A 25,453-nucleotide genomic window follows, 5' to 3' on the forward strand; every position below is an offset into this window, starting at 1 on the left:
CGACGCCTGAGCAGCGCCCCCGGCGTCGCGTATATCGATTCGCAGACGCCGGGGACGCCATGCTGTCCGATTCGGTCCGGACTGCGATTGAATAGGCATCAGTGTTGTCGCGTCGGGCGATGACCCCAGCGGAAGACCGCGACGATGTCACCGGACACCAGCACGAGTCAGAGTCCTACCCGAACCCTGCGCGTGGCGCTCGCCATGCGTGGCGGAGTGAGCATGGCGGTATGGATCGGCGGGGTGATCGCGGAGTTGGATCTGTTGCGGCGGGCCACCGATGACACCCCTGACACCTCGGGCCGCGCAAAGATCTATCGTGAGTTGCTCGGCGAGGCCCACTACAAGGGTGTCGAGTTCGACATCCTCGCCGGAGCCAGCGCGGGTGGGCTCAACGCGGTGCTCTTCGCACTCGCGCAGAGCTATGGGGTGGTCACCGACTCGATCGTGCGCAGCACGTGGGAAAACGACGGTGGTCTCTGGGATCTGCTGCGCAGCCCGTCCGACAACGCCGCAGCGGATCGCTGGTCGGGCTTTCGCGCCGTCGACTCCGTGTTGTCCGGCGACGGGCGATTCCTGACTCTGGCCGTCACAGCGGTGAACAGGATCGCCGCCGCTCCGAGACTGTCGAAACGGCAGCCGCCGCAAGCACTGAGCGTTGAACTCGCCGCCACCCTGCTCCCCGACCCGGACAAGCAGGTGACCACCGCCCGCGGCGGTTTCTCCTTCACCCGCCGGCCCGGTGGCCTCGGCTCGCAGTACTCGACGATTCCCGGATTGGGCGACGACGAGGCCGCCGCCGAGGTCGCCAGGCAGGCCATGGCACTGGCGATCCGATCGACATCGTCGTTCCCGGGCGCATTCGAACCTGCGACGGTGTATTCGATCGACTCACCCGAGCAGATCGCGCCGAACAGCGGCGGAAAACCCAACATGGACAGAGTGTTTCCGTTCGCTCGCGCTGCCACGGGTGACGACACGGCAGGCAGCAACACGGTGTCCGGGGAGGCACCTTTTCTCGTCATCGACGGTGGGGTCTTCGACAACATCCCGATCGACCGTGCGATCCACGCCATCCAACGCGCGCCCGCGTCCGCGCCCACCGAGCGTGTGCTGATGTACCTCGACCCACAACCGCCCGCGCAACCCGAACCCATCCCGATGCCGGCGACGGACAATGCGCAGCGACGAGTGCTCGCCAAGCAAACCGCCCAATTGTCGCGCTGGCTCAACGTCATTCGCTCCGGCATGTCGATGAAGAGTCGACAGGAGTCGGCCGAGGACGAGATCACCTACATCCGCGAACACAACGACAGCGTGCTCGCGCTGCGCGGGCGCACCGAGGAACTCGCCGCGTGGTTGGGAACCACCAAGGGTCCTCTGCCGAGCATTCCGGTGAGCCGCTACATCCAGTCCCGGATCGGTTCCGACGCACAGCATTACAGCGAGATCCTCACCGCACCACACACAATGCTGTTCACCCCGCCGTTCCCGGCCGAGCCACGCACACCCATCGAACCACTGCTCAGCCTGCGCATCAAAGACGCACTCGCCCAGGCTTACACGAGGGTCACCCCGGGCTCGACCGCGGCTGGCTCCGACTCGCAGGCCCAGTCGGTGATGACCCGTGGGGACGTCACCGCCGCCATCGACGCGACACAATTCCTGATTGCCTGGGCACGTGCGCTCGAGGGTGCCGGGAAGGACGCGGCGAGCGCGCTCAAGCCCTCGCTGTATCGCTGCGGCGCCGTGCTTCTACAAGCCCGCCATCTCACCGTCGACACCGAGCTGGCGTCGGTGGCCGCGGACCCGACGCTGTGGACGGGCGCACTGATCAGCGGTATTGCCGCGCAGCACCTGCTGACGATCACACCCGATGTGAACACTGCACTGAGACAGGGCAACAGCGTCGCCGACGCCGCCTTCTACCGTGCCCTCTCGCCGTCGATGACAGCGAGTGGTATCGGATTCACCTCCGATGGCGGATCCGTGCCGCTCCTCACCACACTCTGGGGCCACCTCCACGCGCATCTGGCATCTCTCGTGACGATCTCCGCCGACGCCAACGAGGAATTCTGGGATGAATCCTTGTATCACGCTCTGGCACAGAAGCTTCCGGAGAATGATTCATACACCTCCTACAACATCGTGCGACTCATCGCCGCCTCGGGCGGACCCGACACCCAGTCGGTCATCCGCTACCACCAGATCACAGGCGACGAGCCGCCGGCCACTGCCGACTCCGACTACCTCAAAGCCCTTCGCGCCGACGCCGTGGCCACCCAGTTGGAGGCATGGCTCAAGCACGACACCGCGATCGACGCCATCGATCCGCAACAGTTGTCCGAGTGGATGACCAAGATCGATGGTCTCCAACGCGCCGAGGACAAACTCTGCGGCACACCCCTGGCCCGCTTCGCCGGCTTTCTCGACTGGCGGTGGCGTGCGAGCGACTGGCGTTGGGGCCGAGTCAATGCCGCGTCGGGCATCGTCGACCTCCTCCTGCCGGACGATCCGCGTGCCGACGCCGAGCAGAAGACGCGGCAGGACGCGCGGCGGCACGACTACAAGGAGAGACTTCAGAGCGATATCGTCACCGAAGACCCCGACGCCCAAGCGATTCCCGCGCGGGGCCTCGGCGCCATCACCGACCTCCCGTCGTCGTATCGTGTGGGTCTCGTGTCGCGCGCGTCCGGTCTGGTGATCCGGGCGTTGCAGCCGGCGTCGATCTTTCCGAGCCCAGTCAAGAAGTCCGTCGTGATCCTCGGTGTCGCACTGTTGCGCGTCATCCCGGTCCTGTTGGGGTTGATCGTCGACCCGCTGCGCCTGCTGATCGCGCTGGCGGCGACTCTCCTGACGTCCTTTCTCCTGCCGGGCGATTCCGAGACGGGCCCGGTGCTCTGGTACACCGTCTCCGCTCTCACCGGCCTCATCGGCCTTCTGTTGGTCGCACGTTCCCTTGCCGCAGACAGCAAGTGGCGCAACATGAACCGCCGGCTGGAACAAACCGTCACCGGCGGCCCACACGAGTCCTGGCTCGGTGCCCTGCACTTCGCGGAGGAGGAGACACGCAAGTGGCGTCAGTGGACCGCCGCGGTGGGCGTCGGCTGTATCGCTGCCGCGGTGATCACCGGCGTCCTCACCGGTGAACGCGTGGTGACGCGCTACCAGATCGAACCGTTGCTCATCGTGTGGGTACTCGTCGCCGGTGGGGCGATCACGCTCACAGTCCGGTGCACGAAAGTGCCTCCCGCACTGGCATACAACCCGCCGGTCGTCGAAGGATTGGGCCGACGACTGCGCCGGCGGGTTCCCCTCGTCGTCGCAGTGGTGTTCATCGTCGCGATCGTCGTCACCGCGTTCTGGGGTGACGCCACCCCGCCGAGCGCCCCGATCTACACCGCGGTGCTCGCCGCGGTGTGCAGCGCCGTCCTCGTCGCGTGTTCGCTGTGGGGGTGGACCTCGGCCGCCCAGGTCTACACCTACGCGGCTCCCGCCGCGGTCCTCTCGGGGGCGATCGCCGCGGCCTTCGACGTCTGGGTCATCCCGGATTCGGCGCTGCCCCTGACCGTCCTCGTTCCGGTGATCGTGTGGTGGCTCTACCTCGCGGTGTTCCTGGGCAACGTCACACCACGCACCTCGGAGGAGATGGGTTTGCGCCCAACCGACTAAGCGGTGGTCGTGTGCCCTTGCGGCTCGCACTTCGAGAAGAGGTCCCTGGTTTGCTGGTCTGCCGGGAGGAATGTTTCGAGATGCAGCTCCTCCAAAGAGACGTCAGTCGCCGTCTCCAGCTGGGTCGAGACGCTGAAGAACCGCAGAGTCCCTTCGGCGGAATCGAGTTCGAGAGTGAGAACGGGCCCGGCTCCGGGTGGCGCGCTGAGCACATCTGGAACGTTCGACACGATGTCGTCGGCAAGCTCGAGATGGCGGGGATCGTGAGTGCGATTCGCCCGATGGGTGACCTGCCGGTACAGATGGCCGGCCCAGGTGTTGAGATTGCGGATGCGGGTGGAGATCCCGTCGGGATGCAGGCACACACGCAGCACGTTGACCGGCGGCTCGAGGAGTGCGGGTGCACATCCTGCCAATAGACCTTCCGTCGCATCGTTGGCGTCGATGATGTTCCAATAGCCGTCCAGAATGAGTGCAGGATAAGGGCGATGGGCATCGAGCAGACCGCGTAAGCCGTCCATCACGGCCGCGACCGAAGCGTCATCCCGATCACGGGCCTCGTACCGGGGCGCGTACCCGCCGGCAAGAAGCACTCGATTGCGCTCTCGAAGTGGTAGGTCCAATTGTTCGGCCAGATGGAGGAGCATGTCGACGCTGGGGTGCGCCTTGCCTGTCTCCACCCGGCTCACATGTCGACTGGACACACCGGAACGGTTCGACAGTTCCTGCTGGCTGAGCCTGCGGCGCTCTCGCCAGATCCGGAGCATGGCACCCGCGCTGTCGGCGTTCATGGGTGTCGCGGCCATGCACGAAAGAGTAGACGGCGCATGTCCGGTGGGCCATGACCTCCGAGGTCATGGCCACACGCATCGGTCATCGTCAGACTCCTTGCGGGAAGCCTATTCCCGCAAGGAAGGAAGAATGATGAACGACATCGCAGAGAAGTACCTGCAAACGTGGAACGCCACCGGGAACGACCGGGCGGATCTCCTTGCCGCCGTCTGGTCGCCTTCGGTCTCCTACGTTGATCCGCTCGCGGAAGTCAGCGGTCACGCCGGCGTGAGCGCCGTGATCGATGGCGTGCACGAACAGTTCCCCGAATTCGTGTTCTCCAAACTCAGCGAAGTGGACGCTCACCATCGGCAACTGCGATTCCACTGGGGGCTCGGGCCGGCCGGATCAGAGCCGGTGGTTGTCGGTTTCGACGTGATAGTCCTCGATGAGCAGGGCAGGATCCACGACGTCCGGGGATTCCTCGACAAAGTGCCGGCGTGACATTCCGGGTGATCGCTTCAGCCGCTACCGTCAACGGATGAACACGGCGCACGACCCCACTCCGCCCGACCCCACCCCGCCCGATCCCGCCCGACACCTGATTCGCTACGGCGGCAGCTTCTCGCCCGAGCTGATCGCCCGCGCCGAGGGCAGCTTCGTCTACACGGTCGACGGTCGGCGCATCCTCGATTTCACCTCGGGTCAGATGTCGGCGATCCTGGGGCACTCGCACCCCGAGATCGTGGCGACGGTATCGCGGCAGATCGCGACGCTCGATCACCTGTTCAGCGGGATGCTCTCCGAACCGGTCCTCGAACTCGCGGCGCGACTGGCCGATTCGTTGCCCGCACCGCTGGAGAAGGTGCTGCTGCTGACCACCGGCGCCGAGTCGAACGAAGCTGCGATCCGACTCGCCAAACTCGTCACCGGCAAGCACGAGATCGTGTCGTTCGCGCGGTCGTGGCACGGCATGACGCATGCGGCCGCGGCAGCGACCTACAGCGCCGGTCGTGGCGGTTACGGTCCGGTGTCACCGGGGAACTACGCGCTGCCCACCCCGGACGCGTTCCGTCCCGATTTCACCCGTCCCGACGGCACCCTGGATTGGGAACGACAGCTGGACTTCGGTTTCGGGCTCATCGACGCCCAGTCGGTCGGCTCGCTGGCCGCGTGCATCGTCGAGCCGATCCTCTCCTCCGGCGGTGTCATCGATCTGCCGCCGGGCTATCTGGCTGCGCTGCAACGCAAATGCCGTGAGCGCGACATGCTCGTCATCCTCGACGAGGCGCAGACCGGGTTGTGTCGCACCGGCAATTGGTATGCCTTTCAGCGCGACGGCGTCGTCCCCGACATCCTCACCCTGTCCAAGACGCTGGGCGCCGGTCTGCCGCTCGCGGCGACCATCACCTCGGCGGAGATCGAGCAGACCGCCCACGACCGTGGGTTCTTGTTCTTCACCACCCATGTCTCCGACCCGCTGGTCGCCGCCGTCGGCAACACCGTTCTCGATGTGCTGGAACGTGATCGGCTCGACGAGCGCGCCACCGCCGCCGGAAAACTGTTGCGGGAGGGCTTGCGCGACATCGCTCGTCGCCATGCCGTCGTCGGCGACATCCGCGGGCGCGGGCTGCTGCAGGGACTCGAACTCGTCGAGCCCGGCGACCCCGATGCCAGCGCCGACCGGCTGGGGGCCGCGGTGACCCGTCGGTGCTTCGAACTCGGGCTGCACATGAATGTGGTGCAGCTACCGGGTATGGGCGGCACGTTCCGGATCGCACCGCCACTCACCGCATCCGACGACGAACTCGGGCTCGGCCTCGAGATCCTGGAGCAGGCGATCGCCGAGAGCGTCTGAGTCAGGCGTCTTTGGCGTCGAGCGCGGCGGCGACGTCCGCCGGGAACCCGCCGGTGGCGATCGGCCCCCACGACGTGGGCGTGACCCGGACCAGCGACTTGTTCTGCAGTCGCATCGCTGCACGGTATTCATCCCAATCGGGGTGCTCACCGGCGATCGACCGGAAGTAGTCGACGAGACCGTCCTCGGCGTCGGGCATGTCGAGGACCTCCGCGGTGCCGTCGACCTGAACCCACGGGCCGTTCCACTCGTCGGAGATGACGCACACGCTGACCTGCGGGCGCTTCTTGGCGTTCGTGGTTTTCGCGCGTCCCGGATAGGTGGCGATCACGATGCGGCCCTGGTCGTCGACGCCGCCGCTGACCGGCGAGATCTGCGGGGCGCCCGAGTCCCGGGTGGTGAGCAGCAACATCTTGTGGCGCGGCCGCAGGAACTCTTCGAGCTCGGCCTTCTCGACATCGGTGGCGGTGGCAATCGTTCTGGGCATGTCTCCACCGTAGGTGACGCACGACATCCGGCGGACACGTCTCGGTCCCGAGGTCGCCCGCCACGCCGGGCACCGGGCTTATGGTGTGACAGACCCCGAGCGAAGGAGAGACCACCATGTCCGATGCTCCGACCGTGGTGGCCCCACCGCCCACCGCGGGTCTTCGCGAATTGACCGTGCGCGGCGTGATTCTCGGCGGCCTGATCACGCTGGTGTTCACCGCGGCCAACGTCTACCTGGGCCTCAAGGTGGGCCTGACCTTCGCCACGGCCATCCCGGCCGCGGTGATCTCGATGGCGGTGCTGCGCTTCTTCTCCCATCACTCCATCGTCGAGAACAACATCGTGCAGACGATCGCGTCGGCCGCGGGTACCTTGTCGGCGATCATCTTCGTCATCCCCGGTCTGGTGATGATCGGATGGTGGACCGGGTTCCCGTACTGGATCACCCTCGCGGTCTGCGCGGTCGGCGGCATCCTCGGCGTCATGTATTCGATTCCGCTGCGTCGGGCGCTGGTCACCGGCTCGGACCTGCCCTACCCGGAAGGTGTTGCCGCAGCTGAGGTCTTGAAGGTCGGCGAGACCTCCGAGGGCGTGGAGAGCAACCGGGCCGGCCTCAAGGCGATCATCATCGGTTCGGTCGGTTCGGCTCTGTTCGCCCTGCTGGCGAAGATGCGGATCTTCACCGACTCCGTGTCGGCGGTCTACCGGATCGGCAGTGGCGGAAGCATGTTCGGCGCGAGCCTGTCGCTGGCCCTGATCGGCGTCGGCCATCTAGTGGGCCTGACCGTCGGTATCGCGATGCTCGTGGGTCTGGTCATCTCGTTCTTCATCCTGATGCCGATCTACTCGTGGGGCGATTTCACGGCCGCGACCGGCGCCATCGGCGACACCATCGACACCGTTTTCTCCTCCGACGTCCGGCTCATCGGCGCGGGGACCATCGCCGTCGCCGCCGTGTGGACTCTCCTCAAGATCATGCGGCCGATCATCACCGGCATCTCCGGCGCGCTCACCTCCGCGCGCTCACGCCGCGCCGGGGTCGCCGTCGACATCACCGAGCGCGACATCCCGTTCCCCTACGTCGGCGGCACCGTCCTGGTGATGCTCATCCCCATCGGGCTGCTGCTGTGGGATTTCGTCCACACCGCGAAAGCCGGCTCGTCGTCGATGCCGCTCGTCGGGTCGGCCGGCGGCATCATCACCGTCACCATCGTGTTCGTCGCCATCATCGGCCTGGTGGTCGCGGCGGTCTGTGGCTACATGGCCGGACTGATCGGGTCGTCGAACAGCCCGATCTCCGGTGTCGGCATCCTCGTGGTGATCATCGCCGCGGTGCTGATCAAGGTCGTCTACGGCACCGCGACCGGCGACCAGACCGACGCACTGATCGCGTACACGTTGTTCGCTTCGGCGATCGTCTTCGGCGTGGCCACCATCTCCAACGACAACCTGCAAGACCTCAAGACCGGTCAGCTGGTCGGTGCCACACCGTGGAAACAGCAGGTCGCGCTCATCATCGGCGTGCTGTTCGGGTCGGCGGTCATCCCGCCGATCCTCGGGCTGATGAACGATTCGTTCGGCTTCGCCGGTATGCCCGGCGCCGGCGAGGACGCCCTGTCGGCGCCGCAGGCGCAACTGCTGTCCACTCTTGCCAAGGGCGTGCTCGGCGGGTCGCTGGACTGGGGTCTGCTCGGCATCGGCGCACTCATCGGGATCGGCGTCATCATCGTCGACGAGGTGCTCGGGCGGACGACCGGGCGATTGCGGTTGCCTCCGCTGGCCGTCGGTATGGGCATGTACCTGCCGATGTCATTGACGCTGATCATCCCGGTCGGCGCGATCCTCGGTGTGTTCTACAACAAGTGGGCCGACCGTAAGGGCGGCGACGTCGAGCAGAAGAAGCGGATCGGTGTGCTCATGGCCACCGGTCTGATCGTCGGCGAGAGTCTGTTCGGTGTGGTCTATGCGGCGATCGTCGCCGCCTCCGGGGACGATGGCGTGCTCGGGGTGGTCGGCGACTCCTTCGAGAATTACGCCAAGTGGCTCGGCATCGTGTTCTTCATCCTGCTCATCCTCGGGCTCTACAAGTGGGCCCAGCGGATCGCGGGGTCGATGGGCGGAACCGGGGTCGGGCCGAGCGAGCCCGTCGACGTCACCAAACGCTGAGGCTGCTCACTGCGCCGGTGGCTCGTCGACGACGATCGCCGACAGCGCCGCCAACATCTGCGCACCCCATGCCTCGTCGAGACCGTCCTCGCGATGCATGAGGGTGCGCAGAATGGCTGCGCCACCGAGCATTTCGACGAAGATCGTCGGGTCCACGTCGACGCGCAGTTCTCCACGTTCGCGCGCGTCCGTGAGGCGTTCGGCGACGCCGCCGAAGACTCCGGCGAAGCCCGCGAGCACTCGCTGATGCACCGCCGGATCGGCGGCCATATCGGCGATCAGGCCCGGTAGCGCCGCCCGCGTCACGGGACTGCCGAACACCGCGCACACCTCCTCGACCATCTGTGCCACATCCTCGGAGATCCGTCCGCTCTGCGGCACCAACGTGGTGAACCGGCCGAACGTGGCGTCGTGTACCAGGTGCGGCTTGGACTCCCATCGCCGATAGATCGCGGTCTTGGTGGTGCCTGCACGATGCGCAACCGCGGCGACCGTCACCCCTGCATATCCGGTCTCGGCCAGCAGTTCACGTGCCGCGTCGAGTACCGCGGTATCGATGCTGTCGTCACGGGGCCGTCCGGCGGTTTTCCGGATTCCGCTGCGGGCGCTCGCGTCCTCTGCTGTCATAACGCTACCGAGCGTAGCGGAATGAGGAAGGAAGCACCGATGTCCGACACGGCGCCCCCACACAGCGGTCACACCCCGACGGTCGACACCCACGTCGACCCGCTACAGCGGTCGGCACGCGACACCTCCGAGGTTCCGCTCATCCTCGCCGACTGGATCGGCAGCCGCGGGGACTCACCTCGCGGTACACCCCAGCTGCACATCGATGCCGGTGTCGACGCGAACGGCATGTCGTCGGAGACGATCATGGTCGATGCGCATTGGCCCGACGGGGGTTCACCGACCGACGAGCGGTGGGTGATGCGCATGGCGCCGCGACCCGAGGACATCCCCGTCTTCGACACCTACCGGCTCGATCACCAATACGAGACGATGCGACTCGCCGCGGAGTCCACCGGCCTGCCGATCCCCCGGATGCGGTGGCTCGAGCCGACGGGCGCGCTGTTGGGGTCGCCTTTCTTCCTGATGGATCGCATCGACGGGCTCGTCCCACCCGACGTCATGCCCTACACCTTCGGCGACAACTGGCTCTTCGATGCACCTGTGGAACACCAACGTGCCCTGCAGGATTCGACGGTCGAACTGGTGGCGCGGCTGCACTCGATCCCCGAGGCGTCGACGAGATTCGGATTCCTACGTGAGGGCCAACCGGCCGCGGACTCTGACCTGCGCAGCCGCCTCACGTGGTTGGCGCAGTGGTACGAGTCGTCGACGACGATCGGCCGGTCGCCGCTGGTCGATCGGGCGCTACCGTGGCTCGAGGACCACTTCCCCGACGACGTCGCCGCGTCGGATTCGGTACTCATCTGGGGTGATGCGCGGATCGGCAACGTGATCTACCAGGACTTCACCCCCGCGGCGATCCTCGACTGGGAGATGGCCACCCTCGGACCACGCGAGCTCGACGTGTCGTGGATGATCTTCGCGCACCAGGTCTTCCAGGAGCTCTGTGGGCTCGCCGCGCTGCCCGGCATGCCACATTTCCTGCGTGAGAACGACGTTCGCGACACCTATCGAGAATTGACCGGAGTCGAACTCGGTGACCTGCGGTGGTTCTCGGTGTTCGCCGGGGTGATCTGGTGCTGTGTGTTCATGCGCGCCGGCGCCCGTCGCGTGCATTTCGGTGAGATCACCCGGCCCGCCGACGTCGACGCCGAACTCTTCTATCACCGCACCCTGCTGGAACGTCTTCTCAAGGAAGGACCATAATGCTCGGACCCACCGACGAATTCCCCATTCACCAACTCCCCCAACCGATCGCATGGCCGGGTAGCTCCGACCGGAACTTCTACGACCGCTCCTATTTCAATGCGCACGACCGCACGGGCGAAATCTTCCTCATCACCGGCATCGGGTACTACCCGAACCTCGGCGTCAAGGATGCGTTCATCCTCATCAGCCGAGGCGGCACCCACACTGCGGTACACCTGTCCGACGCGATCGACGACGACCGCCTCAATCAGCATGTCGGCAACTATCGTGTCGAGGTCAGCGAACCTCTGCGCTCGTTGCGTATCGTCCTCGACGAGACCGACGGCATTTCTACCGATCTCACCTTCACCGGACTGTTCGACGCGCTGCAGGAAATGCCGCACGTGATGCGCACCGGTCGGCGGATCACGTTGGACGCCCAGCGTTTCGCACAACTCGGCACGTGGCGTGGACAGCTGGTGATCGACGGTGAGGAGATCACCGTCGACCCGGCGACGTGGCTCGGGTCGCGCGACCGCTCGTGGGGTATCCGCCCCGTCGGCGAGGCCGAACCCGCGGGACGTCCGGCCGACCCCCCGTTCGAAGGGATGTGGTGGAACTACATCCCGATGGCGTTCGACGACTTCGCCCTTGTCCTCATCGTCCAGGAGAACCCCGACGGATTCCGAACCCTCAACGACTGCAGTCGCGTCTGGAAGGACGGTCGAGTCGAGCAACTCGGTTGGCCGCGCGTCTCCGCGCACTACCGCTCGGGCACAAGGATTCCCACCGGTGCCTCGATCGAGATGACCGACTCCGCGGGCGGCACGGTCTCGCTCGATGTCAGGTCGTTGCTAGCCACACCGCTTCACGTCGGTGGCGGGTACGGCGGTGACCCCGACTGGACACATGGACTCTGGAAGGGCGAGGCCTTCACCGAACGGGTGACCTACGATCTGGCCGATCCCGCTGTCGCCGGCCGCATTCCGTTTGGGATGGTCGACCACGTCGGCACCGCGACCTGCCGCGAATCCGACGGCACCACCCGAGAGGGCTGGGGCCTGTTCGAGCACGGCGCCCTCGGTCGCCACGACCCATCCGGCTTCGCCGACTGGCTGTCGGTGGCGCCGTAGCCGGCGGTGGTCGAGGCGCCTTTCCTGGTGGTCGAGACGCCTCTTCTTGGTGGTCGAGGTGTGACGAGCGCTAGCGAGGAGCCTCGAGAACCGTTGAGTCACAGCTGGTTCCACCCCACAGCGGAACTCCGTCACCGCGGGTAGGTGACAATCACCTGCCCACTCCACCGACTCCGCCACTCCACCCGCCGATCGGTGTAGAGCGTTGGCACCCACTCGGCGAGGTGTTTGCGTTGGTGATCGGCCCGACACAGCGGGATCAGGTCGCCGAGCACCGTCCAGCCTCCGGCCTCGGGGTCAGTGTGGTTGAAGGGTCGCCAGTGGTCGAGGTCGCACAGGTGTGAGGGCATGCCGCAGTAGGGGTATCGGCACCAGGGGTCGTTGGCCAGCACCTCAGCGCGCAGGGCGGCGCTGGGTGCATAGGTCAATGCCCCAGGTGGTGGCACGGTGTGACCGCCGTGTCCGGTCGGATCCGCCGGTGGGGCTTGCGGTCGGTCGGAGATCTGCGGGATGAGTGGTCCAGCGGCACGGGCGGATTCGGGGTAGTGGATGGTCTTGGCCACGTCGGCGAGGGTGGTGGCATAGCTGGGGTCGATGGGCCCGTATCCCTGCAACCGGGGCACGAGAATCCCGTCCGGATCCTTCAACACCGTCAGTACGGGTGCCCCGGGTACGACCAGGGCCCGCCCGAACGCGACCGGTACCTCATCACAGGTCGGCTCATCCATGGGGTCAGCGACGTCGGGTTCGACGACCGGCTCCACCAACTCGACTTCGGGAGCGTCGGCATCGGCGGGTTCGGGTAGCAGGTCGTCCCACGCTGCCGCATCCTCGGCGTCAGCGGGAGTCTCGGCCGACCCGTTGCTGTCGGTGCCGCCTCCTCGTTTTGGGCAGTCATCTTGTCCGCATTCGCAGTCGAGGTGCGCTCCCGGCACACCGGTGATCTCCCCGAGGGCGATCACCCCGCAGCGACCCCACGCGGCGGGGGTCCTTGCGGCAGGTGCGTTCATCGATCAGCGCCTCGATCTGGGTGGTGAGGAATACCCCGTAATGGGCGGGGACGACCGCGTCGAGAGCGGAGTGTCCGGCAACGTCGGGGGTGATGGTGACGTTCCCGACCAGGTCGGTGATGGTGTCGCGGTCCTCGATGACGCTGTCGGGGTTCATCGAGATCAGTGCGGCGTCGAGTTGTTGCGACAGGACTGGGTCGGTGGTGGCGCGGGATCCGTAGTCCAGGACGATCTCTTCGAACGACATCTCGGACTCGTCACCGTCGGTGCTTTCGCTGTCGGTGTCGCTGTCGGTCTCGGTGTCCGCGCCACGTTGGGCGGCGCGCGCCATGATCGAAGCCCGGTTGGTGGAGAGTTCCCCGTTCAGATAGGCGGCACGGATCAGCGGTAGCTTCTCCAGGAGGTCCGCCAGCGCTATCCAACTCCCGGCTTTGCTGCGGGAGACCTTGAACTGCAACGACACTTCGGCGCGGGCGAGTTTGTCGGCATGTTCGATCATCGAACCCCACACCTCGACCTCGGACTGTCCTGCCAAACGTTCGCGATACACCCGCTCCGCCAGCGCGGCGGCTGTCAGGACCGCGCGCGCTTCGTATTTGCGGGACTCGCGTAGCAGGTCCGGGCCGGTCTCGGTGAGCTCGTCGTGTGTCATGGCTGTGATCGCGGCGGCGTCGGCATCCGGATCGGTGAACGTCAACACACTCGACATCGGAACAACCTCCCCTCCCGCGTTCGGACTTGATGAGAACAAGTGTACGAAGGGGTACCGACAAAACCGGTCCGATGATCGCCGGACCGGGGAAATCTGTGGACAACTTTTTCGCGCGCGTCGATCGGGCGCTCTGTTGCGTCGAGTGGGTAGTGGATGTGGTTGCGATACTTGTTATCTCACCAGGGTCTCGAGGCTCGCCGCACGCGGCTCGCACCTCGACCATCGGGGGAAGGGGCGACCATCGGGGGAAGGGGCGACCATCGGTCAGGAAATGCGCCGTCGTTCTACTTCGGACCTTTCCATCCGATGGTCGAGGGGCCGAGGAGCGCCAGCGACGAGGCCTCGAGACCACTCTCGCCGATCATTGTTCGCATCACCCGCCGAGCTGGAACCAGCACCGGCACAAGCGGTCTCGAGGCTCGCCGCACGCGGCTCGCACCTCGACCACCGGGGGAAGGGTCGACCATCCGGGGAAAGGAGGGCATCCGCTCGTCGGAAGACCTAACCGAATTGGCCCACTGCGAAACCGATGAGAAGTACTGTCACACCACCGACCTCACCGAGGATGAGTGCGGCCATCGATAGGCGTAGGGCTCGGTCGGGGTGCGCGAACTGATTGGTGGTGTCGCGACGCATGCCGTGCCCGATGTAGGTGAGGATTGCGCCGAGGAAGAACACGATTGGGATGCCGGCGGCCACGAGATCGAGCCACGCGGGCCACGCGCTGAACTGCACGAGCGCAGCAAGCAGGGCCGTGGCAAAGGAGTACATCAGCGCCGCACGGTGGGCGATGTCGACGTAGGGATGCGCGAGGTGATCGGGGGCGGTCAGCATCTGCTGGTACTTCCACACGCCGAGGACCAATGCCAGTAACAAGATCAGACCGGCGACGAACAATACGATCGCGGCCTCGGTGCTCATGCGATCATCGTGCCATGCGCGATCCGCTCTCCACCGGTGGTCTGACCCGTCGCGGGTTGATCATCGATGTGGCGATCGCGGTCGTGTTCGCATTGGTCGCCATCCCGATCCACCTCGGGCAATCCACGTCGGCCGCGGTCACCGCGGGCGTCGTGTCGATCGCCTTGGCGCTGCGTCGGCTGGCACCCAGCGTGATGATCGTGCTGGCCCTGGCCTCGGCGGCGGTGCAGGTATCCACCGACCAGATCGCGGTGGTCGCCTCGCTGGCCTACTTCCCACTATTCGCCACCGTCGGCGGACATCCCGATCGTCGGGTGCGGTTCGGTTCCCTGGCGGTGGCGATCGCCGGATGTGTCGTGGCCGGTTGGGAATTCCCGCACGCCTACGTCGACGCCGCGGGCAACGCGGTCGCCATCCGACTGTTCGGATTTGCCGGTGCGGCCGTCGTCGTCATCGGCGGCTGGGCTTTCGGTTTCATCCGCTACCAGCGCCGCATGGTGCAGCAGGCGTCGGTCGCCGAGACCATCGCCGAACTCGAGCGCAAACGGCTACTCGATCTCTACGACGAACAATCCGAGCGCACCAGGCTCGCGCGCGACATGCACGATGTGGTGGCACACTCCCTCGCTGTGGTCGTGGCACAGGCCGAAGGTGCCCGGATGGTGCTCGACGCCGACCCGGAAGCAACGCGGAAGGCGTTGCACGTCATCGCCGATACCGCGCGCGGAGCCCTCGGTGACGTCCGTGGACTCCTCGAGCAGCTCCGCAACGAGGATGTGTCGTCGGCGTCGCGCTCGGATCGCGACACCCTGTTCGACCGGATGCGGGCGGCCGGAATGACCATCGACACCCGGGAAACCGGGAACGACGAGTCGGTTGATGCGAACATCACCCGGGTCGCCGGGCGGGTACTCAGCGAGGCACTCACCAACGCGCTCAAGTACGGTGACCTCGCTGTACCCGTCGTCGTGCGCATCGAGTGGACGCGCGGGTGCTCGATGACGGTGTGGAATGCCCTGTCGGACAATCCCTTGGCTCCAGGAGGCGCCGGACACGGTATCGCGGGTATGGCCGAGCGGGCAGCGCAGATCGGCGGAACGCTTCGCAGTGCCCGCGACAACCGCGACGGCTGGCTTGTCTCCCTGCAGATCCCCGCACCGGTCTCCGATACGACACTGAACACCCACGAATCCGGAGGGACACAGACCCGATGATCCGCATCGCCCTGATCGATGACCAACCGCTGTTCCGCGGAGGCATCGCCATGATCATCGGGAGCCAGCCCGACATGGAGGTGGTCACCGAGGAGTCGACCGCGATCGGCCTTGCCACGGTGGTCCGCACCACCCGACCCGACATCGTGTTGATGGATGTGCGAATGCCCGGCGTCGACGGCATCACCGCCACCGCCGACCTGATCGCCGATCTCGGCCAGGATGCACCGAAGGTGTTGGTACTGACCACCTTCGACACCGATGAGGCAGCTGCGTCGGCAATCGCCGCCGGTGCCAGCGGGTTCGTGCTCAAGGACGCCCAGCCCGACTTCCTCCTCGCCGCCATCCGCGCCGTCGTCGACGGCAGCCAGGTGGTCGCCGCATCGGCGACCCGCCGGTTGTTCGAGACACATCGGACACGTGCGGGAGAACCCGGCCCGGAGTACGCGCAGTTGACCCCTCGGGAACGCGAGATCCTGGTGCGGGCCGCGCACGGCCTGTCCAACGCCGAGATCGCCGCGGCCGAGGTGCTGTCCGAGGCCACGGTCAAGACACACATCTCCCGCATCCTCACCAAACTCGCTCTGCGCGACCGTGTTCAGCTGGTCGTCTACGCCTACGATCACGGCCTCGTCTGACCCGGGGCACCCGTCCTGCGCGGCCCGAGGTACATCTCTGGATGTACGACCGACCGACCTGCGATGTACCCGATTTCCACACCGCGGCCGACGATCTCACGGACACACGAACGTAGCGTCGAGCCCATGAACGCACCCCACACACCTGCCGTCCTCCTGCGCGACGTGTCACGCACCTACGGCGACGCCGCCAACCCCATCCACGCACTGCGTCACGTCTCTCTGGAACTGCATCGCCGCGAGTTCACCGCGATCATGGGCCCCTCCGGGTCCGGCAAGTCAACGCTGATGAACGTCATCGCCGGACTCGACGACATCAGCTCCGGGCAGATCTGGCTCGGCGACACCCCGATCGCCGGACTCGACGACACCGCGCGAACCCTGCTGCGCCGCACCACCATCGGCTTCGTCTTCCAAGCCTTCAACCTGATTCCGACGCTCACCGCCGACGAGAACATCCGACTTCCACTCGTACTCGCCGGGATACGACCCGATGCCACACAGCAGGCGTGGATCGCACACCTCGTCGCGACGCTCGGCTTGCGCGACCGGCTCGATCACCTGCCGTCGGAACTATCCGGCGGACAACAACAGCGGGTTGCGATCGTGCGTGCTCTCGCATCCCGCCCGACGATCATCCTCGCCGACGAGCCGACCGGTGCCCTCGACACCCGCACGGGCCGAGAGGTGTTGACACTGTTGACCACCGCGGCCCGCGAATACGGTCAGGGCATCGCGATGGTCACCCACGACCCGGTGGCCGCGTCCTACGCCGACCGGATCGTGGTCCTCACCGACGGCGCGATCGCCGGCGAGTACCGGGGTCTGAATCCCCGCCAGATCTCCGACCTGTTGATCGGGTTGCAGGAGGTTCCGGCATGAAGGCCACCTCAACGCGCCTGACCGTCGGGTCGCTGCGTGAGTTCGCCACGATCGGTGTGGTGTCGGCACTCTCGGCCAGCTACGGCGCCGCCCTGGTCACCACATCGCGGATGCTCTCGGTGATCTCGGCACACAAGGGCGGCTCCGCCGGCGCGGCCCTCGACGTCATCGCCTCGGTGTTCATCATGATCGCCCTGTTCGTGTCGGCAATCGTCATCACCAACGGCGTCACCACCGTGATCGCCGGACGCCGCAACCAGTTACGGCTACTGCGGCTCATCGGCGCGAGTTCGGCACAGTTGCGGGCGAGCCTGACCCGGGCCGTCGCTCTCGACGCGGCCATCGGCGCCGTCCTCGGGGTGATCCTGGGTACAGTCGGCACCGACATCACTCGAATCATATTGGTACAAAACGGCACCATTCCCGGTCTCGACTATCCGTCGTTTCCACCCGGGGTGATCGTGGCCGGGCTCGCCGTCGTCGCCACCGCTGTGGTGGCTGCTCGGGTCGGCACCCGCGGCGTGCTGACCGGTATGGCAGCCGCCCCGGCACGAAAGGAGATCGGCACGGTCCGACGCGTCGTCGCCGCGACGCTGCTCCTCGTGGGGGCCGGACTCCTCGCGCTGGCTGCACTGTTGGGCGAGCGCGGCAGCCTTGCGGGATTCGTCGTCGCATTCTTCGGCGCAGCAACATTTTCCGTCGGCGTACTGATCGGCGCACCACTGATCGTGCCGAGCCTCGTGCGGCTGAGCGGACGCACTCTCGGCGCGGGTGCGCCGTCGGTGGTGGCCCGCAAGAACGCGGTCAGCGACCCGCACCGCACCACACGGTCGACCCTGGGCCTGTTGATCGGGGTCACCCTGGTGACCACGATCGCCACCGGTATGGCTGCGCTGACCCGTTCGGTCGACAGCTGGGACCTGTCAGCCGCCAACGCTGCGGCCACCCGTGAGACGTTGTCGGTGATCACAGCGATCTTGATCGCCATGGTCGCCATCTCGGTGATCATCTCCGCGGTCGGATTCGTCTCGACGATGTCGCTCACCGTCATCGGGCGAACCCGGGAGATCGGCATGCTCCGCGCGATGGGATTCACGACGGGACAGATCCGTTCGATGATCTTCCGGGAGTCGCTGGCGATGTCGGGGACCGCGGTCGCAGCGGCCTGGTACTCGGCATCGTGTTCGGGACGGTCGGCAGTCAGTCGCTGGTCGGAGCACTCACGTCCGGTATTCCGCTCGGATTGCCCTGGGCGGCACTGGCATCGATCATCGTGGGAACGTTCGCGCTGGCTCTGGTGGCGTCACTGCCGCCGAGTCGGCGCGCGGTGGCGGTGACCCCGGTCGATGCCCTGGCGGTGCAGTGATCCAGTGGTGCAGTGACCCCGAACCCGGTTCAGAGTAGCTGCGCCAGCGGCACATCGGCGTCCGCTGCGCGATCGAGATCGACGGGGCGGCCCGCGGTGATGAGCGCCTTGATGTCGTCGAGCTGATCCCAGATGTTGACCTGCATGCCGGCGAGCACCCGCGCATCGTCGGACACCCACAGCGCCACGAACTCGCGGGCCGCGACGTCGCCGCGCAGGATGACGGTGTCGTCGGCGCCGGCGAGTCCGGCGTATTCCATCCCGAGGTCGTACTGATCGGTGAAGAAGTACGGGAGGTTGTCGTACTCAGCCGACCCGCCCAGCAGATTTCGCACCGCAACCGCCGGCTGGTTCAGCGCGTTCGCCCAGTGTTCGGTTCGGACCCGCCGCCCAAGGACTGGGTGCTCGGCGTTGGCGATGTCACCGACGACGAAGACGTCGGGATTGCCACTACGCAGCCCGGCGTCGACGAGGACGCCACCACCGTCGATGTCGAGGCCGGCGGACTCCGCAGGCCCGAGCGCCGGAACCGCCCCGGCGGCGACGAGCACCGCATCGGCGTCGACGGTGGTGCCGTCGCCGAGCCGGAGGCCGGTGGCGAAGCCCTCGGTCTCGAGGATCTCCTGCACCTGCACGCCGGTACGCAGATCGATGCCGTGCTCGCGGTGCAGGTCGGCGAAGACCTGCGCAACCTCACGGCCCATCACCGTGAGCAACGGCAGTTCACCGACCTCGGCCACGGTGACCTCGGCCCCGCGCTGGCGCGCCGACGCCGCGACCTCAAGGCCGATCCATCCGCCACCGATGATCGCCAGCCGACGCCCGGGACCGATGTCGTCGCCGAGCGCGGTCGCCTCGTCGAGCGTGCGCAGATGATGCACGTGCGCAGCGTCCTCGCCGGGAAGATTCAGGTGTCGGGAGGACGAGCCCGTGGCCAGCACCAGCTTGTCGTACGGGACGGTCGAACCATCGGGCAGCACAACCCGTTTGGCGTCGGCGTCGACGCGCTCGACGGTGGTGCCCGGACGGAGGTCGATGTTGTTGTCGCGATACCAGTCCGCGTCGTGGACGGTGAACTCGGCGGGTTGCTTCTTGCCCGCGAGGAATTCCTTGGACAGCGGCGGCCGCTCGTAGGGCAGGTGGTCCTCCGCCCCGATCAGGACGACGTCGCCGTCGAAATCCTGTTCGCGCAGCGCCTCGGCGGTCTTGGCTCCAGCCAGGCCGCCGCCGACGATCACCACTGAGGTCATGGCGTTCCTACCTTCCTGGTGGGTACTCGTCCCACCGTACGCGTGCCCATCCGGGGTCGGACCGGCTCCGAATGGTCCATGAGCATCCTGTCCACCCGACCTGTCCTGTCCCGACCTGTCCTGTCCCGACCTGTCCCGTTCTGAGGAGGCCGAATGGATTCGTTGCGCGAGCATCCCGCATGCCGCGCGGCGGAAGTGATCCGCACGTGTGTCGACCGGATGCTGCTGGCCACCATCGACGGCCATGCGACGATCCTCACCGGCGTCGACCGGGACGTCGGGCGTCTCACCGACGCCGTCCGCGCCGCCGCGATGGGCGGCAAGCGGCTGCGTGGGCAGTTCTGCGTCTGGGGCGCGCGGGTCGCCGCCGAGGTGAGTGGCACCGCCGGGGCCCCGAGCACGCCCGGGGTGTGGGAGACGGCCACCGCGATCGAGATGTTCCACCTGGCCGCACTCATCCACGACGACATCATGGACGGCAGCGACGCACGGCGCGGGATGCCGACGGTCCACCACTCCTTCACCGATCGGCATGTGGCCGAGCACCTGTCAGGGGACGCTCGGGCGCACGGGTCGGCGATGGCGATCCTCGCCGGCGACCTGTGCCTGATGTGGTCGGACGAGTTGCTCGGCGACGCCGTCGCCGACCTCGATCGCGCCACCCGATCAGTCGTCCGGTCGATGTGGTCGACGATGCGCGATGAGGCCTTCGCCGGGCAGACCCTCGACATGCTCGCACAGACGCGAGAAACCATCACCCGCCAACGCGCCCGGACCATCCTGCACTACAAGAGCGCCAAGTACACGATCTCTCACCCGCTGCGGCTCGGGGGCGCGCTGGCCGGTGCGTCCGCCGACCTCCTCTCGCAGTACGACGAGATCGGCATGCTCGCCGGCGAGGCATTCCAACTGCGCGACGACGTCCTCGGCATGTTCGGCGACCCCGCCGAGACCGGCAAACCCGTCATCGACGACCTCCGCGAGGGCAAACGGACCCTGCTGGTCGCCCTGACCCAGGAGCGCGCCGACCCCGCAGGCAAGCACCTGCTGAGCACGTCGCTGGGCAACCCGGAGGTCACCGTCGACGACCTTCTCGCGGTGCGGGAGCTGATGGCGGCAACGGGCGCCCTCGCCGAGACCGAGGCCCGCATCGATGATCTGACCACCGCTGCGCAGGAGGTGATCGATCGCATCGAGGTCGACGAATCCGCGCGCGAGGCACTGCGGGAATTGGTGCGGCAGTCGGTGAGGCGACGCTCATGACGGCGACACCGTCGGCGAAACCGGTCGTCGAACTGCGCATATGGGGCGTCGATCGGGTGGGACCTGCACTCCTGCGCGTCGCGTCGGGTCGGAGGGCGTTGCGCCATCTGCCCGGTCTGCGGTTCGCGAAGGTGATGGGGACGGGCTCGGCGCGCACGTTCACCCCGCGCGACGCCGACACCCACCATTGGGCGCTGCTGACGGTGTGGGCCGACGCCGATGCCGCGGCCACCGGTGCGGCGTCACGTTATCTGCGGTCCTGGGATCGAGCGGGCAGCGAGACACTGATCGTGCGCATGGTGCCGCTGGCCTCGCGCGGGCGGTGGTCGCGGCGAGAACCGTTCGGCACCAACGCCCCTCGAGCTCGCCGTACCGACTGGACAGGCCCGGTGGCGGCATTGACCCGGGCCCGGCTGCGGCCCACGCGCATGGCGTCGTTCTGGCGGGCGGTGCCCCCGGTGGTCGGAGACCTCACGGCCGCACCGGGAGTGCGCCTGGCACTCGGAGTCGGCGAGGCACCGATCGGTCTGCAGGGCACCTTCTCACTCTGGGACAACTCCGGCGCACTGACCGACTTCGCCTACCGGAGTGCAGGTCACGTGTCGGCAATCCGGGAGACGGGTCCACAACGCTGGTACGCCGAGGAGTTGTTCGCCCGATTCGGCGTCGAGTCGGTGATCGGAACCTACCGGGGGATCACGCCGTGACCGCCGACGATGTGGTCGATCGCGCCGAAGCCACATCCCGACGGCGGCCCCCGCCCCTACGGGTGGCGGCGTGGATTCTGTTGGCCACCAGTGTCGGTGTGCAGATCGCGTTTCCCCTCACCGGCGGCGGCAACGTCGTGCTCACCACGATCGTCGTGGTGGCGATGTCGGCGGCAATGCTGTGTCATAGTGCGGCGACGCACGGCGTGCGGGGACTGCTCTGCCTGCTCGTCGTGGCCGGCGGTGGTGGTCTGCTCGCCGAGGCCGTCGGGGTTCACACCGGAATCCCGTTCGGCGACTATGCCTATACCGGAGCGCTCGGTGGGGAGATCCTCGGCGTCCCCGTGGTGGTGCCGCTTGCCTGGATCATGTTGGGCTGGCCGGCGTTCATCGTGGCACGACGGCTCGCGGGCCGAAAGCTGTGGTCGTTACCGCTTCTGGGCGCGTATGCGTTGACCGCGTGGGATGTGTTCCTCGATCCGCAAATGGTGGACGCCGGGTACTGGCGATGGTCGTCGCCGCATCCGGCGTTGCCCGGTGTCGAGGGGATTCCGCTGACCAACTTCCTGGGTTGGCTGCTGGTGTCGGCGTTGATGATGGCGGTGCTCAGTGCGACGATCGGGCGTCGGGAACCGACACCGACGACCGATCGTCGCGCCGCCGAGTTGCTCCCGCTGGTCGCCTACCTGTGGGTGTATGCGTCGTCGGTGATCGCCCATCTGGTGTTCTTCGGTCGGCCGCCGGTCGCACTGGTCGGCGGACTGGTGATGGGTGTTGTCGCAATCCCGCTGACCGTCAGCATGTTCCGGGAGGTCCGACGATGACCATCCGGCCGCGCGACGTCCTCCGATGGGTCGTGAACTCCGGTACCGCATTGGCTGCAGCCTCCCTTGTGCTGACTGTGTCCAATGCCCGGCGGATTCGCACGCCGGATGTCGATGCACTGCCCGTCGCCGAGCCGTTGTCGGTGCTCATCCCGATGCGCGACGAGGCCGCGAACGCGCCGGGGTGTCTCCGTGCGGTGCTCGCGGCGATCGATCGTTGGCCGGGGCCGGCCCGGATCGTCGTCGTCGATGACGACTCGACCGACGACACCGCGGAGATCCTGGCGATTTGCGCGGCCACCGACCCGCGCGTCTCGGTTGTCGCGGGAACACCGCCGCCGGACGGATGGCTCGGCAAGTCGTGGGCGTGTCATCAAGCAGCACAGCAAGTTCCGTGTAGCGGGGTTCTCGCCTTCGTCGACGCCGATGTGCGGGTAAGCCCGTTCGCGTTCGCCGCGACCGTCGCGGCCCTGCGCGTCGCCGGGCTGGCACTGTTGTGCCCGTATCCCCGTCAACTCGCCGACAGCCCGGCCGAGCGGCTGATCCAGCCGCTGCTGCAATGGTCGTGGATGAGCACGCTGCCGCTCGGGATCGCGGTGCGGTCGTCGCGTCCTAGCCTGTCCGCGGCAAACGGCCAGTTCCTCGTCGTCGATGCCGAGACCTACCACCGAGCGGGCGGCCACGCAGCCGTCGCGGGTGAGGTTCTCGAGGACATCGCTCTGCTCCGTGCGATCAAGTCCGTCGGCGGTATGGGCGGGGTGGGCGCCGGTGCGCACCTGGCGCAATGCCGGATGTATCACGGCCACCGCGAGATTCGGGAGGGTTACCGTAAGTCGTTGTGGTCGGCGTTCGGTTCACCCGCCGGGGCCGTCGGCGTGGTGACGATGCTGGTGCTGGCCTACATCGTCCCGGCGGTGGCGGCGCTCACGGGTTCTCGGATCGGGCTGCTGGGATACGCTGCAGGCGTGGCGTCACGAGCGATCTCGGCGTCTGTCACCGGCGGGCGCGCGTGGCCGGACGCGTTGGTCCATCCGCTGTCCATCGCGGGTTTCGCGGCGCTCACCGCGGATTCGCTGCAGGCGCATCGCCGAGACCGATTGCGCTGGAAGGGGCGTGCGCTTCCCGGGACGACACCGCGAGGGCGGGTGACTCGCCGTGGCTGAGGTCATCGTGGTCGGGGCGGGCGTCGGCGGGCTGGCCGCAGCCATCCGGCTGCAGCACGCCGGGCATCGGGTGAGCGTCCTCGAGCAATCGACTGCGGTGGGCGGCAAACTCGGAACCCTTGAGCACGACGGCTTCGTCTTCGACACCGGCCCGTCGTTGGTGACGATGCCTCACGTTCTCGCCGAGCTGTTCGCGGCGACCGGCGCACCCGTCGACGATGTTCTCGAACTGCAGCGGCTCTCGATCGCCGCCCGGTACCGGTTTCCGGACGGCACCGGCCTCGATGTTCCCGGCGACTTCGCCGAGATCCCCGCTGCGCTCGACGCCGCTCTCGGAGCCGGATGCGGCGTGCAGTGGTCGGGCTTTCTCGATCGCGCCCGCAGGATCTGGGACGCCACCCACGGGCCATTCCTCGAAGCGCCGATCAGCCTGCGCGACATGGCCACTCTGGCCCGCAGTATGGACGACGTGCGGACGGTCGCCCCATGGTCGTCGCTGCGGGGCCTTACATCGCGGTATCTGCACGACCCACGGCTGCGCATGATGGCCGACAGGTATGCCACCTATACCGGCTCCGATCCGCGTCGCGCCCCGGCCGCGCTGGCGAGTGTGCCCTGGGCCGAACAGCGTTGGGGTTCCTGGTATGTGCGCGGCGGCCTGGGCCGCATCGCCGTTGCGCTCACCGATCGTCTCGCCGCCCTCGGTGGATGCGTCGAGACCGGGACCGCGGTGCGTGAGATCCGGGTCCGCGACGGCCGCGCCGACGGTGTCATCACCGCGTCCGGCGACCTGCGTCGCGCGGATCTGGTGGTGGCCAACGCTGATGCAGCTCAGGTGTATTCCTCACTCGTGCACACGTCGTCGGCGCGCCGCCAACTCCGTCGATTGCAGCGGAGCACACCGTCGTTGTCGGGTTTCGTCATCCTGCTCGCCCTCGACGACGAGCCACCCGGACAGCCACATCACCGGGTGTTGTTCCCCGCCGACTACGACGCCGAGTTCGACGCCGTCTTCGGCCGGCATGGGGCGCCACATCCCGTCGCCGATCCGACCGTCTACATCACCGCGCCGGAAGACCCGGCCATCCTCCCTGCCGCGGGAACCGGGGCGTGGTTCGTGCTGGTGAACGCGCCGCGTCACGACCCGGATTCGGGAATGGATTGGGACAGCGACGGTCTCGCTCATTCCTACGCCGACCACGTGTTGGAGGTGATGGCCGCTCGCGGAACCGACGTCCGCCATCGCATCCGTCACCGATTCGTACTCAGCCCCGCCGATCTCGCGCGCCGCACCCTGACACCCGGCGGTTCGATCTACGGCAGTTCATCCAACGGTCCGCGCGCCGCGTTCTTGCGCCCAGCCAACGCCTCCCCCATCCCCGGCCTCTACCTCGTCGGCGGTTCGGCGCACCCCGGCGGTGGCCTTCCGTTGGTTCTGCTGTCCGCGAAGATCACCGCCGGACTCATCGGACGGGCGTAGACACCGCGTTCGATCTCTCACGCCAGACTTCTTTCAGCACAAGAGGTCTCGAGGCTCCTCGCTAGCGCTCGTCGGCACCTCGACCACCGTAGTAGTACCTCGATGGTCGAGGTGCG

19 protein-coding genes and 2 pseudogenes are annotated in these 25,453 nt (G+C 67.0%); 15 read left to right on the forward strand and 6 right to left on the reverse strand.

The genetic code is table 11. The features are described from left to right. Positions 1-204: 204 nt before the first annotated feature. Positions 205-3,672, forward strand: coding sequence for a DUF3376 domain-containing protein (locus P3L18_RS06080; protein WP_276113671.1), 3,468 nt, complete (start codon positions 205-207; stop codon positions 3,670-3,672). Here P3L18_RS06080 and P3L18_RS06085 read toward each other — a convergent pair. Beyond that, the gene (locus P3L18_RS06085) at positions 3,669-4,478 is read right to left on the reverse strand and encodes a helix-turn-helix transcriptional regulator (protein WP_253194151.1); all 810 of its coding nucleotides are present in this window, start codon (positions 4,476-4,478) and stop codon (positions 3,669-3,671) included. The genes P3L18_RS06080 and P3L18_RS06085 overlap by 4 nt on opposite strands. Before the next feature lie 115 nt (positions 4,479-4,593). Here P3L18_RS06085 and P3L18_RS06090 point away from each other — a divergent pair, with 115 nt between their 5' ends. Together P3L18_RS06090 and P3L18_RS06095 are read left to right on the forward strand one after the other, a co-directional pair. Then, positions 4,594-4,947: a nuclear transport factor 2 family protein gene (locus P3L18_RS06090; RefSeq protein WP_079931498.1), complete on the forward strand. Its 354-nt coding sequence runs from the start codon at positions 4,594-4,596 to the stop codon at positions 4,945-4,947. Positions 4,948-4,984: 37 nt separating this feature from the next. Next, positions 4,985-6,301 carry an aspartate aminotransferase family protein gene (locus P3L18_RS06095; protein WP_276113585.1) on the forward strand — a complete coding sequence of 439 codons (1,317 nt, stop codon included), beginning with the start codon at positions 4,985-4,987 and terminating at the stop codon, positions 6,299-6,301. Position 6,302: 1 nt separating this feature from the next. Here the strand turns inward: P3L18_RS06095 and P3L18_RS06100 are convergent, their stop codons facing one another. Next, entirely contained in the window at positions 6,303-6,788 is a 486-nt protein-coding gene (locus P3L18_RS06100; RefSeq protein WP_276113586.1) for a PPOX class F420-dependent oxidoreductase, read from the reverse strand. A 116-nt stretch (positions 6,789-6,904) separates the two neighbouring features. Here P3L18_RS06100 and P3L18_RS06105 point away from each other — a divergent pair, with 116 nt between their 5' ends. Continuing rightward, on the forward strand, positions 6,905-8,956 hold the full coding sequence (locus P3L18_RS06105; RefSeq protein ID WP_006371745.1) for an oligopeptide transporter, OPT family: 2,052 nt from the start codon (positions 6,905-6,907) through the stop codon (positions 8,954-8,956). A 6-nt stretch (positions 8,957-8,962) separates the two neighbouring features. On the opposite strand, the gene P3L18_RS06110 is transcribed toward P3L18_RS06105, so the two are convergent. Then, complete coding sequence (locus P3L18_RS06110) at positions 8,963-9,583, reverse strand: TetR/AcrR family transcriptional regulator (RefSeq protein WP_079931501.1); 621 nt, start codon at positions 9,581-9,583, stop codon at positions 8,963-8,965. A gap of 39 nt (positions 9,584-9,622) precedes the next feature. Between P3L18_RS06110 and P3L18_RS06115 the strand changes: the two genes are divergently transcribed. Together P3L18_RS06115 and P3L18_RS06120 are read left to right on the forward strand one after the other, a co-directional pair. Continuing rightward, positions 9,623-10,792 carry a phosphotransferase family protein gene (locus P3L18_RS06115; RefSeq protein ID WP_276113587.1) on the forward strand — a complete coding sequence of 390 codons (1,170 nt, stop codon included), beginning with the start codon at positions 9,623-9,625 and terminating at the stop codon, positions 10,790-10,792. Beyond that, the gene (locus P3L18_RS06120; protein WP_276113588.1) at positions 10,792-11,907 is read left to right on the forward strand and encodes a hypothetical protein; all 1,116 of its coding nucleotides are present in this window, start codon (positions 10,792-10,794) and stop codon (positions 11,905-11,907) included. The genes P3L18_RS06115 and P3L18_RS06120 overlap by 1 nt, the downstream gene beginning before the upstream one ends. Before the next feature lie 131 nt (positions 11,908-12,038). On the opposite strand, the pseudogene P3L18_RS06125 reads toward P3L18_RS06120, so the two are convergent. After that, a pseudogene (locus P3L18_RS06125) lies at positions 12,039-13,626 on the reverse strand (HNH endonuclease). A gap of 504 nt (positions 13,627-14,130) precedes the next feature. Next, complete coding sequence (locus P3L18_RS06130; RefSeq protein WP_265077140.1) at positions 14,131-14,550, reverse strand: hypothetical protein; 420 nt, start codon at positions 14,548-14,550, stop codon at positions 14,131-14,133. 14 nt (positions 14,551-14,564) lie between these two features. On the opposite strand from P3L18_RS06130, the gene P3L18_RS06135 reads away from it, so the two are divergent. The 4 genes and pseudogenes from P3L18_RS06135 (at position 14,565) to P3L18_RS06150 (ending at position 18,650) form a co-directional block, all read left to right on the forward strand. Then, a complete protein-coding gene (locus tag P3L18_RS06135) occupies positions 14,565-15,764 on the forward strand; it encodes a histidine kinase (protein WP_276113589.1) in 1,200 nt (399 codons plus the stop codon). Then, a complete protein-coding gene (locus P3L18_RS06140; RefSeq protein ID WP_276113590.1) occupies positions 15,761-16,402 on the forward strand; it encodes a response regulator transcription factor in 642 nt (213 codons plus the stop codon). Before P3L18_RS06135 ends, P3L18_RS06140 begins: the two co-directional genes overlap by 4 nt. A gap of 126 nt (positions 16,403-16,528) precedes the next feature. Continuing rightward, positions 16,529-17,284 (forward strand): ABC transporter ATP-binding protein, encoded by a 756-nt coding sequence (locus tag P3L18_RS06145; protein ID WP_276113591.1) that lies wholly within the window; start codon positions 16,529-16,531, stop codon positions 17,282-17,284. After that, a pseudogene (locus P3L18_RS06150) lies at positions 17,281-18,650 on the forward strand (FtsX-like permease family protein). The gene P3L18_RS06145 and the pseudogene P3L18_RS06150 overlap by 4 nt, the downstream one beginning before the upstream one ends. Positions 18,651-18,679: 29 nt before the next feature. On the opposite strand, the gene P3L18_RS06155 reads toward P3L18_RS06150, so the two are convergent. Next, positions 18,680-19,900, reverse strand: a complete 1,221-nt coding sequence (locus P3L18_RS06155; protein WP_014361940.1) for an FAD-dependent oxidoreductase — start codon at positions 19,898-19,900, stop codon at positions 18,680-18,682. A 153-nt stretch (positions 19,901-20,053) separates the two neighbouring features. On the opposite strand from P3L18_RS06155, the gene P3L18_RS06160 reads away from it, so the two are divergent. The 5 genes from P3L18_RS06160 to crtI are packed head-to-tail and all read left to right on the forward strand — an operon-like array spanning position 20,054 to position 25,337. Then, complete coding sequence (locus tag P3L18_RS06160) at positions 20,054-21,163, forward strand: polyprenyl synthetase family protein (RefSeq protein WP_276113592.1); 1,110 nt, start codon at positions 20,054-20,056, stop codon at positions 21,161-21,163. Next, positions 21,160-21,870: a monooxygenase gene (locus P3L18_RS06165; protein WP_079931509.1), complete on the forward strand. Its 711-nt coding sequence runs from the start codon at positions 21,160-21,162 to the stop codon at positions 21,868-21,870. The genes P3L18_RS06160 and P3L18_RS06165 overlap by 4 nt, the downstream gene beginning before the upstream one ends. Beyond that, positions 21,867-22,694, forward strand: coding sequence for a carotenoid biosynthesis protein (locus P3L18_RS06170; RefSeq protein WP_276113593.1), 828 nt, complete (start codon positions 21,867-21,869; stop codon positions 22,692-22,694). The genes P3L18_RS06165 and P3L18_RS06170 overlap by 4 nt, the downstream gene beginning before the upstream one ends. Continuing rightward, positions 22,691-23,857 (forward strand): glycosyltransferase, encoded by a 1,167-nt coding sequence (locus P3L18_RS06175; protein ID WP_276113594.1) that lies wholly within the window; start codon positions 22,691-22,693, stop codon positions 23,855-23,857. Before P3L18_RS06170 ends, P3L18_RS06175 begins: the two co-directional genes overlap by 4 nt. Continuing rightward, a complete protein-coding gene (gene crtI / locus P3L18_RS06180) occupies positions 23,850-25,337 on the forward strand; it encodes a phytoene desaturase family protein (protein WP_276113595.1) in 1,488 nt (495 codons plus the stop codon). Before P3L18_RS06175 ends, crtI begins: the two co-directional genes overlap by 8 nt. Positions 25,338-25,453 lie beyond the last annotated feature (116 nt).

Origin of the sequence: Gordonia sp. N1V, assembly GCF_029269935.1 — a bacterium.
GTDB lineage: Bacteria > Actinomycetota > Actinomycetes > Mycobacteriales > Mycobacteriaceae > Gordonia > Gordonia polyisoprenivorans.